Consider the following 332-nt stretch of genomic DNA (forward strand, 5'->3'; position numbering starts at 1 on the left):
GAATATTTCTGATGCCGTGTCCCGACAAGATTGCGGATCGTTTTTCATAAATTCGGGTAGGGACACGGCGAGCGTACAATTTTCACTTGGACAGAATATTTCTGATGCCGTGTCCCGACAAGATTGCCGACGATTTTTCTTCGGGTTGGCAGCATTGGGACACGGCGAGCGTACAATTTTCATTTATCCAGAATATTTCTGATGCGTCCCGACAAGATTGCGGATCGTTTTTCATAAATTCGGGTAGGGACACGGCAATCATCAAATTTTGATGGCTCCAGAATATTTCTGATGCCGTGTCCCGACAAGATTGCGGATCGTTTTTCATAAAT

Annotated in this window: 1 protein-coding gene; it reads right to left on the reverse strand. The window is 44.9% G+C overall.

What is annotated here, in order from left to right; all coding sequences use genetic code 11:
- Positions 1-183 (reverse strand): hypothetical protein (locus tag MiSe_RS50055; protein ID WP_226595078.1); only part of this gene is annotated, 183 nt, incomplete at its 3' end.
- Between the last annotated feature and the right edge of the window lie 149 nt (positions 184-332).

Origin of the sequence: Microseira wollei NIES-4236, from assembly GCF_020521235.1 — a bacterium.
GTDB classification, from domain to species: Bacteria; Cyanobacteriota; Cyanobacteriia; order Cyanobacteriales; family Aerosakkonemataceae; genus Microseira; species Microseira wollei.